This window comes from Pseudorhodoplanes sp., assembly GCF_050250235.1.
Taxonomy (GTDB): Bacteria; Pseudomonadota; Alphaproteobacteria; order Rhizobiales; family Xanthobacteraceae; genus Pseudorhodoplanes.
This window is the reverse complement of the sequence record NZ_JBFWPA010000004.1, coordinates 137803-147892: the sequence shown is the minus strand read 5'-3', so window position 1 is coordinate 147892 and position 10090 is coordinate 137803. Positions and strand designations below refer to the sequence as shown.

The following is a 10090-nucleotide window of genomic DNA, read 5'->3' as shown; positions in this document are numbered from 1 at the left end:
ACCTCGTGTTCGTTCTTGCAGGCGGTGACGCAAGCGTTGCATTCGATGCAACGGTCGGCGTCGCAAAGAAATTTCATACGAGCCATGGTTGCGTCTCCTTAAGCCGCACGAACCTGACAAAGGGTGGCCTTGGGCTCTTGCATGCCCGTGACCGGATCGAAGCCGTAGGTCGTGAGCGTGTTCACGCTCTCGCCCAGCACGATCGGATCGGCGCCCTGCGGGTAGTTGCCGCGCTGATCCTCGCCCTGGAACCAGCCCGCGAAGTGGAACGGACACCAGGTCACGCCCTTGCCGACGCGTTCGGTCACCAGCGCTTTCATGCGCGCCTTCGACGAATGCTCGGCGCCGGTCACCCAGACCCAGCCTCCGTCGGTGATGCCGCGCTCGGCCGCGTCCGCAGGATTGATCTCTATGAACATGTCCTGCTGCAACTCGGCCAGCCACTTGTTGGAGCGCGTCTCTTCGCCGCCGCCCTCGTATTCGACCAGACGCCCGGAAGTGAGGATCAGCGGGAATTGCTTGGCGATGCCCTTGTCGACGGCCGCCTTCTGCACGTCGAAGCCGAGATTGGGCACCCGGAACTGCCGCGCATTCGGCAGCGTCGGGTATTTCGCCACGAGGTCCGGCCGCGGCGTGTAGATCGGCTCGCGATGCACCGGAACCGCATCCGGCAGCCCGAACGCATTCGCGCGCGCCTTGCCGTTGCCGTAGGGGATGCAGCCATGCTCGATCGCAACCCGCTGGATGCCGCCCGACAGGTCGATCGACCATGACACGGCATCCGGATTGGCCGGGTTGACCTTGTTGATGACCGCGAGTTCGGCCGGCGTCAGATCGGCGTCCCAGCCCAGCTTCTTCAGCACCCCGTATGTAAACTCCGGATATCCATCCGGGATCTGCGATCCGGCCGAATAGGAGCCGTTCGCGAGCAGGCTGACCTGGCGGGTCGTGCCGTCGGGCAGCTTCTCCTCGCGCTGCAGGCCGAAGCGGGCCCGGAAGGTTCCGCCGCCCTCCTTCACCGACAGGTTGGTGTTGTAGAGCAGCGGCGTACCCGGATGCTTGAATTCAGGCGTGCCCCAGCACGGCCATGGCAGACCGTAGAAGTCGCCCTTGGCCGGACCGGACGTCGCCTGCTGCGTGAGCATGTCGAAGTCTTTCTGGTTGGCCATATGCATCTTCAGCCGCTCCGGCGACTGGCCGCAATAGCCGGTCGACCATCCGCCGCGGTTGATTTCCCGAAGGATGTCCTCGGGCACCGGAAGATTGTTGTCGACCTTGATGTTCTTGAACATCAGGTCGGCGAAGCCGAGCTTCTTGGCGAGGAGATACATCACCTCGTTGTCGTCCTTGGACTCGAAGATCGGCTTGACGATCTGCTCGCCCCACTGGATCGCGCGGTTCGAGGCCGTGCGCGAACCGTTGGTCTCGTAGCTGGTCGCGATCGGCAGCAGGTAGGTGTTGTTCTTGCGCTTCGGCGCAAGCGCCGCCCAGGTCGTGGGATGCGGATCGGCGACCACCAGCAGATCGAGCTTCTCGATGCCTTCCTGCGCCTTCGGCATGCGGGTCACGGTGTTGCCGCCGTGTCCGAACACCATCATCGCCTTGATCGTGTCCTTCTGCGCCACATCCTTCTTGTCGAGCAGCGTCGCGTCGAACCACCGGGTCGAGGGGATGCCCGGCGCATGCATCATCTTGACCGGCTTGCCGTCGGCGCCGGTGATGGTGTCGAAACGCGCAGCCATCCAGTCGAAATCGACTTCCCATACGCGGCACCAGTGCCGGTAGGCGGCTTCGGTCAGGCCGTAATAGAGCGGCAGCGTCACGATATCGAGGCCGAGATCGGTTGCGCCCTGCACATTGGTATGGCCGCGGAAGATGTTCGCGCCGGTGCCGGACGAACCGACATTCCCGGTGGCGAGCAGGATGGTGCAGAACGCACGCACGTTCGCCGTTCCGACGGTGTGCTGGGTTGCGCCCATGCACCAGATCAGCGTCGCCGGCTTTTGCGTCGCGAAGGTGGTCGCGATCCGATCGAGCTGCGCGGCCGGCACGCCGGTCACTCGCTCGGTCTCCTCCGGCGTCCACTGCTCGACGGCCTTGCGGACATCGTCCATGCCGTAAACGCGCTGCTCGATGAATTGCTTATCTTCAAGGCCCTTCTTGAAGATGATGTGCAGCATGCCCCAGATCAGCGGAATATCGGTGCCCGAGCGGAAGCGCACATATTCCGTCGCGTGCGCGGCGGTCCTGGTCATGCGCGGATCGCACACGATCATATTGGCGCGATTCATCTCCTTGCCTTCGAGGATGTGCTGCAGGGAGACGGGATGCGCTTCCGCGGCATTCGAGCCGATGAACAGGATCGTCTTCGAATTGCGGATGTCCGTATAGGAGTTGGTCATCGCGCCGTAGCCCCAGGTATTGGCTACGCCGGCGACCGTCGTCGAATGGCAGATACGCGCCTGGTGATCGGAGTTGTTGGTGCCCCAGAAGGCCGCGAGCTTGCGGTTCAGATAGGAGCCTTCATTGGTGAATTTCGCCGAGCCGAGCCAGTAGACCGAATCCGGTCCCGACTTCGCGCGGATGTCCAACAGCTTGTCGCCGATCTCGTTGATCGCGGTCTCCCAGGAGATGCGCGTCCACTTTCCATCGACCAGCTTGAGCGGATATTTCAGGCGGCGATCACCATGCACGAGTTCGCGGGTCGCGGCGCCCTTGGCGCAATGCGATCCGCGGCTGATTGGCGAATCCCATCCGGGCTCCTGACCAACCCACACGCCGTTCTGGACTTCACCCATCACGGTGCAGCCGACCGAGCAGTGCGTGCAGATATTCTTGCGGATGGTGACTGGCGCACCACCGGGTTGACCGGCGGCGGCGGCCGCCGCATCCGCCTTGCGCATGCCGGCGAGCGGCAGGGCACCAACGGCGGCGAGCCCACCGGCAACGAGGCCAGAGCGTCGCAGGAAGGTACGGCGGTCGATCCCGCCGGCGGAATGGTTTGAAAGCTGGGCGGCGAGCTGGCCGCGGCGCTTCTCGCGTTCTGTCCTCTTGATCAGCACGGCGTTGCCTCCCTTACTTTGCGCCCGGATAGCGATTGACCCGATAGAAGGTCTGCACTTCCGGTGAATTGGCTTTGTAGCGGGCCTTCCGCTTCTCATCGTTGGTTTCGGTGTCGGCGTGGGCCGGCGTTGCGAGCGGTGCAGCGGCCGTCACGGCCACGCCGGCTCCGGCGCCGAGCGCACGCAGAAAATCGCGGCGACCGACCGACGTCTTGCGTTCTTGTGTCATTGCCGTCTCCTCCTCCATGTCTCGTCACTCGTCTCGTCACTCGCCGGGCGTCTTGTGCGCCATCACGATGGCAGCGAAAAAGCCTCGGCTTCGATTTCCATCAACACGCGGCCGAGCATCCCTACCTTGCGGTAGAAGTCGGCCTCTTCCGCGCGCTCGAGATCGGCGAAAAACCGGCCGATCCAGGGCGCAAGATGATTCTCGAATATGGTCCGGTCGCTTCCCGCCGGCGCCGGAAAGCTTCCGTCTGCAAGCCCGGCCATGATCTCGCACAGCAGGGCTGCATGATCTTCCGGCTCTGCATTTCCTTCATTGCGCTCAATGCCGAGCGCGATGAGATCGTCGCGCAGACGCGCAAGCGGACGTTCGTGCAGGAAGCCGGTGAGATAATACGAGCCGTAGGGCAACAGTTCCCCGCGTCCGACTCCGATAAACAGATTGAAGAATTCGCGCTCGACTGATTCTTCCCTGGCGTTGGATGCAGCCTGCGCCAGCGCTATGTGAGCAAGACCAAGCGCAGAGCCATCGCCGCGCAGCGACGAAAGCCTTTTCAGAAAGTTCACATCGGGTGCGCTCGCGAGCAACGCTGCGAGCAGCCGGTATTCCTGCGCACGCGCGAGATCAATGTCGTCGACATCCGTCCGTGAAGCAGTCTCGCCGTAAAGGTCGGGGCGCAGCACCGCGCGGCTCACCTTGGTCGCCTGCTCAACGGCGATGACACGCTCGGCCGGCACCCGATCCCAGTTTGAAACGGATGGTTGTGAAATACCGATCCGACGCGCGAGTTCGCTCACGCCGCCGGCTGCACGGATTGCTTCGTCGAGTCCCGAGTCGCGCATTCTTATCGTTGTCGTTGCTAAAAAAAGCAGCAGTCTCCCGCCCACTTGAGAGGCGTTCAAAACAATACGGTGCTAACTTGGAATGGGTCAATAGTACAAAGCTATGAGCCGCATCGCATTGTGGATGCGAATGGAACTATTCCGGCAGCGCACGGCCATGAGCACGACGAGAGGCTGGAGCCGGCAATGATCGTTCTGACTGTTTTTGTTGCATCGCAAAAACCGGTTCGTCATTGCTGACCTGCAGCATTTCGGTGTCGGAAAGCGATTGTGGCTCGATGGACTGTGCCGCGACTGTTTCCGCCTGCTCGGATTCGGCCTCACCGGCTTCGCCAGCAGCCTGTTCGGGGCCGCCGGCGACCTCTTCCGCCTTCAGATCGTCCGCGATGCATTCATCTTCGCCGGCACCGTCATTCAGCAATCTTGCGAGCAACCGTTTCGCCTCGGCGGGGTCCAGCGCGCCGAAACCGTGCATGCCATCACTTGCGGTGAAGTCCCATGAATTTTCGGAAAGCCCAATGAAGTCGCGGATCGCAGGATCGGCCGACCACGCGCGTCGAAGTGCCGCACGAGATATTGCCTGGGGTACACCCGCCTGCATGAACACACGAATGTCCGTCGCAGGTCCGATGGAATCGAGCGACGGCAATTTTGATATGTCGAAAATCTCCGTCGAGGACGCGTCGCGCTGATGTGCATCACCGGCGTGAGCCGGCAACGCCTGCGATGGCCCTTCCGATTTCGAAACATTCGAGGCGGCGGCCTGTTCGTGCTTCGGATCAGTCCCAGGCTCAATCTTCGCTTCGCGCTTGCGACGCGCCCACCGCTTCAGGAAGTCTTCGCGATCAGTCATCGTCTCCTCCCCGCCCGGATGGCGCCCGGCGGCCGAGTGCGTCGGGATCCGCGCGATCCCGGCTTCGCTTGAAGAAGGCCTGCTCGACGTGGTGTTCCGCGACAAATTCTTCCAGAACTGCCCGCACCGTATCCGGCATGGGGACTGCTTCCACGAGATTGACGCCTGTTTCGGTTTGCGCCTCGCCTTCAGTCGGATCCGCTGTCACCATGAACAAGATGTATGGCGGGTCGGATTCAGATGTTGTCAACACAACCCACAATTTGCGGTCCGCCAAAAGATTGTCCCGGTAATTGCCCGCATCGGAGCGGTAGAGCTTGATCGCGGCACTGCCTGCAAAATACTGCGCGCGCTTGTCGTCGCCCGAAAGCCGTGTCCACGGCTTCGCATCCGGCGCACCGATCAGCACTGCGGTCGGCTGCCAGATATAGTCGACCCACTGGCTTTCCGCCTTGATGCGCTCGACCAGAACGCCAACCGGTATGTGAACGAGTGCGGCCATCACGACACCGTTTCGAGATAGCGGATCGGCAAACCGCCGATCAGGTTTTGCGGCTTCATGCGAATGATCTTGTCCGCCGACATGGCCAGAATGAGATAGACCGGCTCGCGCCCGACCTTGTCGATGACGACAGCGGGATCGCGAAATGTGAGCCGGAACAACCCGACCACGCGCCCGCGCGTGGCCTCATCAAGCTCCTCACCATTCCACAGAGCGTCGCCGATCTTCGTCGCATCTGAATCGAGACCCACGTACCAGACGAAATTGACATCGCGCATTTCCGTCAGCGGCTCGATCTCGACATCAACGGCGAGCAGGTGAGAAGCCCAGCGCTTCAACGCCTCCGCCAGCGCCTCGAGACCGCGCCGGCCGGCGGTGAGATCGATCGCGCCGTGGAACCGATCGCTGTGCTCGAAATAGTGATCGGCGTTGTCGTCGTTCATCACATCGATGTCGGCCTGCGCCGGAATGCCGAGCATCGAGACCAGCGGAGAGGCGGGCGTCGCGCCGATGCCCCCGATGGTTTCCTCGTCGGCGGCGATCAGCGAGCCTTCGTGCAGCGTCATCCGTTGCGGACGGAAGAACAGTTCGGCGGCGCGCAGCACATAGGGGTCCTCGCAGCCGTCAAGCGCATTGCGCAGAATCACGTGTACGAGCTGGTTGACGAAGATTGGTGGAACATGGCCGGCACCGTTTCGCACGAGATCGAGATAAGCGGCCTCCAGCGTCGCGTGACGCAGCAGGCGGTCGCGGAACGCGATCATGAAGGTCCAGTTTTCCCGCGCATCGGCGTCCGCGATTGCAGCGATCTCGGCGGCAGCCACGCTCCGGCGCGGCGCCGCCATCAATGCCGCGTAGAGTCCACGCTCTGCCGCACAGGCTTCCGCCGGCGGCATCAGCTCAGGACGCGCCAGATAGATTTTCAGGAAATCGTCGGTGACGACCAGCCCGCCGGATTCGTTGCGATCGAGCAGGTGGTGTCCGCAGGCGAGCCAGAAATCCTTCACTTGCGGTCCCCCTGCGCGAGATTCACCAGGTCAACGCGATCGCCCGGCCCTTCGTCCTCGCCTTCTACATCCATGAATGAGAAGGCGCGAAATGCCTTGCTGTCGGCGCGCGCTTTCAGTGTGCGAAATGCTTCGCGGATTTCGGCGCCGTCAGCGGTTCGGTGGAGCGCAACCAGAGTGCCGGTCTCGTGATTGCAGAGCGATTGCGCAAATGTCAGTTCTTCGTCCGAGGCCGCGCGTGCAGCGTCGATGTCCGGCGCGCCGTAATGCTCCATCAGTTGCAGCGCGAGCTGCTCCAGCGCGGCGGCCCGGGCCGGTTCGTCGGCCTCCACGATCTGAACAAGCGTCGACCAACCAAGCGACGACACGCCGAGAAAGCCCGCCCGGAAGGCCGTGCGCGCCTTGCCCTGCAAAATTGCGGGATCGGTGTCGGAGAACACGAATGTCCCCGGCACCGCCCATTCCCCGGGCTCGGCGGCACGCTCGAACACGAAGGTGTCGGAGGCATCGAGCCGGATCGTCTTGAGCAGTTTCACAGCCGCGGCCCTCGCGTCACGGGGTCGAGCCATGACGGCGTTGCGAGCGCAGCGGCAAGCGTCCTTCGCTCAATCTGCGTCTTGCCTGTGCGCCGGATCAGCAGATCGCCATTCTCGTCGATATCGCGGCGTATTCCGGTTTCGCCGTGGGGTGCCAAACGCTGCAGATAGCTCCTGGCAACCGCGGGAAAACCTTGCTCCTGCCAGGCATCGAGCATCACCATCAGGTGCCGCGCGAACGATTCCATCAGTCGCTCGGCGCCCAATTCGCTGAAGCCCTCATCTTCCAGCGCCGCACTGAGCGGATGCAGACCGGCCTCGGTCCCGGACATCGACACCATCCGAACTGACGCGCCGAAGACCAGCCAGTCCGGCGGCGCATCGGCGTCGGCTTTTTCGGACCAGGCCATTCGGCCGCCGCCGACAAGACCGCCATTGACGGAGATCGAGTCGGGCCAGTCGATGCTGATGCCGGTCTCCGGCGGCGCATGCGCGGTCAGGGTATCGGCCAGCGCGGCCATGCAGGCATAGAAGCTGCGGCGGGCGCTGCGCATCGGCTCGTCCGGTTCCAGCACGACCGCAAATTCCGCCAGATCGAACCGCCCAACGAAGACGAGGGTGCCGGCGCCTTCCTCGTCCGCATGCGCTTTCGCATGCGCGAAGGCGTCGCCGACCTCACGCAAGGTCACGAGCCGAAACGGCGGGGGCAGGCGGATATCGGATTCGGTCAGCATCGCAGAGTTCAAGGTCGCATCCGGGCTTGCGTCGGCTCTTACTTTTTGTTTGGACCAATTATAGCTTGCGTCTATCTGCATATAGCATCGCGGTATCGCGAGACGAGTCCCGTGGCAGACCGGGGCGCCGAAACGGAGACGGAATGGCCGAAAACAGGCGGCAAATCGTTGTGTGTTCGTGCGAAGACACGATGCCGCTGGATATCGATGCCCTGAACCGCAGCTGTGGCGGGGCCGAGATCGTCGCGGGCCGGCAATTCTGCCGCGCGGAACTGGATCGGTTCCGAGCGCTGTTGCCGGGCCAGGGCAGCTTCCACGGCGATCTGGTCGTGGGCTGCACCCAGGAGGCCCCGGTGTTCCAGGAGGCCTCCGGCGAAGCCACCGAACTTTCGCTTTCGTTCGTGAATATCCGGGAGAATGCGGGCTGGTCCAGCGAGGCTGCGAAGGCCACGCCGAAGATGGCCGCTCTTCTTGCCGCCGCCGCCGAGCCGCTGCCGGAAATCCCGTTTATCGCGCTCGACAGCGATGGCGTGATTCTGGTCTATGGCCGCGACGAGCGTGCCATCGAGGCGGCGGAACTGCTTAAAGACCATCTCGATGTCACCGTTCTGATCACAAGGCCGCAACACCTGGAGCCGCGCAGCAAGACCGAATACCCGGTGGTGAAGGGTACGGTCCGTGCCGCCAAAGGCTGGCTCGGTGCGTTCGAATTGACGGTCGACGATTATGCACAGCCGAGCCCCTCGTCGCGCGGCGAGATGAAATTCGGAGCGCCGCGGAACGGCGCCGTGTCGAAATGCGACATCGTGCTCGATCTCTCCGGAGGTGCGCCGATGTTCCCCGCCGCCGATTTGCGCGACGGCTATCTGCGCGCCGATCCCGGCGACCCCGTATCCATGCTGCGCGCGGTGATGAAGGCACGCGACCTCACCGGCTCCTTCGACAAGCCGCGCTATGTCGATTACGACGCCGAACTCTGCGCGCATTCGCGATCACGCATCGTCGGCTGTCGCCGCTGCCTCGATCTTTGCCCGACCGGCGCGATCACCCCCGCGGGTGACCATGTCGCCATCAGTGCGGAAATCTGTGCCGGCTGCGGGCAATGTGCCGCGGTATGCCCGACCGGTGCTGCGGGCTACGCCCTGCCTCCGGCCGACGCCCTGATGCGCAGGCTGCGCACGCTGCTGATGACCTACCGCGACGCAGGAGGACGCAACGCCGTCATCCTGTTTCACGACGAGGAGCATGGCACCGGACTGATCGACGCGCTGGCGCGCCATGGGGCGGGTCTGCCGGCGCATGTCATCCCCGTCGCGTTGAACGAGGTCACGCAGGTAGGCCTGGAAGCCATTGCAGCAGCCTTCGCGTATGGCGCGGGCGGCATGCTCTTTCTGTTGCGCGCGCGCCCGCGCCACGACGTGAGCGGATTGCAGCGCACGATTGCGCTGGCCGAGCCGATTATCGCAGGACTTGGTTATGGCGACGGGCTCGTCGGCACGATCGAGACCGACGATCCGGATTTGCTGGGCGACGCTCTGCGTGTCGCCGGGCACGGCCCCGCGAACACTGCACGCGCCAGTTTCCGTCCCGTCGGCGGCAAGCGCGACGTGCAGCGACTCGCGCTGCGCGAATTGCATCGTGCCGCCCCTCAACCGGTCGACGTGATCGCATTGCCGCAGGGCGCGCCACTCGGTTCGATCGAGGTGAATGCGGCAGGCTGCACGCTGTGCCTTGCCTGCGTGTCGGCCTGCCCGACCGGGGCGATGTCGGCCGATTCGGACCGGCCGATGCTGAAATTCACCGAAGATGCCTGCGTCCAATGCGGGCTGTGCGCCGCAACCTGTCCGGAAAAGGTGATTACACTGAAGCCGCAGCTCGATTTCCGGGCGGCGACAGCGTCTCCGCGCATCATGAAGCAGGAAGACCCGTTCGACTGCATCCGCTGCGGCAAGCCGTTCGGCGTGAAGAGTACGATTGAGCGGGTGACCGCAAAGCTCGAAGGCAAGCACTGGATGTTCAAGGGCCGTGCCGACCGGCTTGAGGTCCTGAAAATGTGCGAGGATTGCCGCGTGATTGCGGTGACGGAGCAGGCTTTCGACCCTTACGGCGCCGGGATTTCCGAGCGCCCCAGGCCGCGCACCGCGGAGGATTACCTGCGCGAAGCGGAAGAGAAGGGACGGGGTTAATTCTCGCATCCCGGGCGCAGCGCAGCGGCAAAAGCGCGTTCACGCGCGTCTTTGACGCGCGATGCGGTGCCTTGCAGAGCAGCCAAATGTTGCTCCAGGGCTGGGCCCGGCTCTGCGGCGCATCGCTGCCGCTGCATCGCAT

General features: G+C 63.5%; 10 protein-coding genes. 1 reads left to right on the top strand and 9 read right to left on the bottom strand.

Annotation, left to right across the window (positions count from 1 at the left end; all coding sequences use genetic code 11):
* The 9 genes from AB7F49_RS03775 to AB7F49_RS03735 form a co-directional block, all read right to left on the bottom strand.
* A partial coding sequence (locus tag AB7F49_RS03775) for a 4Fe-4S binding protein (protein WP_428520477.1) occupies window positions 1–86 on the bottom strand: 86 nt, incomplete at its 3' end.
* 12 nt (window positions 87–98) lie between these two features.
* Complete coding sequence (locus AB7F49_RS03770; protein ID WP_428520465.1) at window positions 99–3062, bottom strand: formate dehydrogenase subunit alpha; 2964 nt, start codon at window positions 3060–3062, stop codon at window positions 99–101.
* 13 nt (window positions 3063–3075) lie between these two features.
* Entirely contained in the window at window positions 3076–3291 is a 216-nt protein-coding gene (locus tag AB7F49_RS03765) for a twin-arginine translocation signal domain-containing protein (RefSeq protein ID WP_428520463.1), read from the bottom strand.
* Between the two features lie 62 nt (window positions 3292–3353).
* Window positions 3354–4130: a Cro/CI family transcriptional regulator gene (locus AB7F49_RS03760; RefSeq protein ID WP_428520461.1), complete on the bottom strand. Its 777-nt coding sequence runs from the start codon at window positions 4128–4130 to the stop codon at window positions 3354–3356.
* A gap of 136 nt (window positions 4131–4266) precedes the next feature.
* Entirely contained in the window at window positions 4267–4983 is a 717-nt protein-coding gene (locus tag AB7F49_RS03755) for a DUF3306 domain-containing protein (protein WP_428520459.1), read from the bottom strand.
* Window positions 4976–5485 (bottom strand): DUF3305 domain-containing protein, encoded by a 510-nt coding sequence (locus tag AB7F49_RS03750; protein WP_428520457.1) that lies wholly within the window; start codon window positions 5483–5485, stop codon window positions 4976–4978. The genes AB7F49_RS03755 and AB7F49_RS03750 overlap by 8 nt, the downstream gene beginning before the upstream one ends.
* Window positions 5485–6492: a DUF6352 family protein gene (locus AB7F49_RS03745; protein WP_428520455.1), complete on the bottom strand. Its 1008-nt coding sequence runs from the start codon at window positions 6490–6492 to the stop codon at window positions 5485–5487. Before AB7F49_RS03745 ends, AB7F49_RS03750 begins: the two co-directional genes overlap by 1 nt.
* Window positions 6489–7028 carry a DUF6505 family protein gene (locus AB7F49_RS03740; protein WP_428520453.1) on the bottom strand — a complete coding sequence of 180 codons (540 nt, stop codon included), beginning with the start codon at window positions 7026–7028 and terminating at the stop codon, window positions 6489–6491. Before AB7F49_RS03740 ends, AB7F49_RS03745 begins: the two co-directional genes overlap by 4 nt.
* Window positions 7025–7774 (bottom strand): biotin/lipoate--protein ligase family protein, encoded by a 750-nt coding sequence (locus AB7F49_RS03735; RefSeq protein WP_428520451.1) that lies wholly within the window; start codon window positions 7772–7774, stop codon window positions 7025–7027. The genes AB7F49_RS03740 and AB7F49_RS03735 overlap by 4 nt, the downstream gene beginning before the upstream one ends.
* Before the next feature lie 179 nt (window positions 7775–7953).
* On the opposite strand from AB7F49_RS03735, the gene AB7F49_RS03730 reads away from it, so the two are divergent.
* Window positions 7954–9948 carry a 4Fe-4S dicluster domain-containing protein gene (locus AB7F49_RS03730; protein ID WP_428520449.1) on the top strand — a complete coding sequence of 665 codons (1995 nt, stop codon included), beginning with the start codon at window positions 7954–7956 and terminating at the stop codon, window positions 9946–9948.
* Window positions 9949–10090: the final 142 nt, after the last annotated feature.

What these genes read in the sequence shown, in the direction of transcription:
- AB7F49_RS03765 (WP_428520463.1), bottom strand. Translation starts at nt 3,291, where the DNA reads ATGACACAAGAACGCAAGACGTCGGTCGGTCGCCGCGATTTTCTGCGT.
- AB7F49_RS03760 (WP_428520461.1), bottom strand. Translation starts at nt 4,130, where the DNA reads ATGCGCGACTCGGGACTCGACGAAGCAATCCGTGCAGCCGGCGGCGTG.
- AB7F49_RS03755 (WP_428520459.1), bottom strand. Translation starts at nt 4,983, where the DNA reads ATGACTGATCGCGAAGACTTCCTGAAGCGGTGGGCGCGTCGCAAGCGC.
- AB7F49_RS03750 (WP_428520457.1), bottom strand. Translation starts at nt 5,485, where the DNA reads ATGGCCGCACTCGTTCACATACCGGTTGGCGTTCTGGTCGAGCGCATC.
- AB7F49_RS03730 (WP_428520449.1), top strand. Translation starts at nt 7,954, where the DNA reads ATGCCGCTGGATATCGATGCCCTGAACCGCAGCTGTGGCGGGGCCGAG.